Source organism: Cupriavidus sp. 05T313, from assembly GCF_056396665.1.
In genome coordinates, this window is sequence record NZ_JBFTLX010000695.1 from 1 (window position 1) to 386 (window position 386).

At 64.5% G+C, this 386-nt stretch carries 1 protein-coding gene; it reads left to right on the plus strand.

Annotated elements, in window-relative coordinates; all coding sequences use genetic code 11:
- Window positions 1–17 precede the first annotated feature (17 nt).
- On the plus strand, window positions 18–386 hold a 369-nt coding region (locus AC1DKD_RS42420), incomplete at its 3' end, for an ABC transporter substrate-binding protein (protein ID WP_477144893.1).

Below are 386 nucleotides of genomic sequence, written 5' to 3' on the forward strand. Positions count from 1 at the left end.
GCGGCAGGCCGGCACCCGTGCTAGCCACCAGCTGGAGCAGCTCGCCGGACGGCAAGACCATTACCTTCAAGCTGCGCGAGGGTGTCACCTGGCATGACGGCAAGCCCTTCACCTCGGCCGACGTGCAGTACAACGCGCTGGAACTGTGGAAGAAGCACCTGAACTACGGCACCGCGCTGCACCTGTACCTGGAAGCCGTCGACACGCCCAATGCGCAGACCGCGGTGTTCCGCTATTCCCGCCCGATGCCGATCGAGCTGCTGCTGCGCGCGCTGTGCGACCTGGGCTACGTGGTGCCACGCCATAAGTTCGAAGGCACCAGCGTATTGGAAAATCCGGCCAATACCGCGCCCATCGGCACGGGTCCCTTCCGCTTCGTCCAGTAT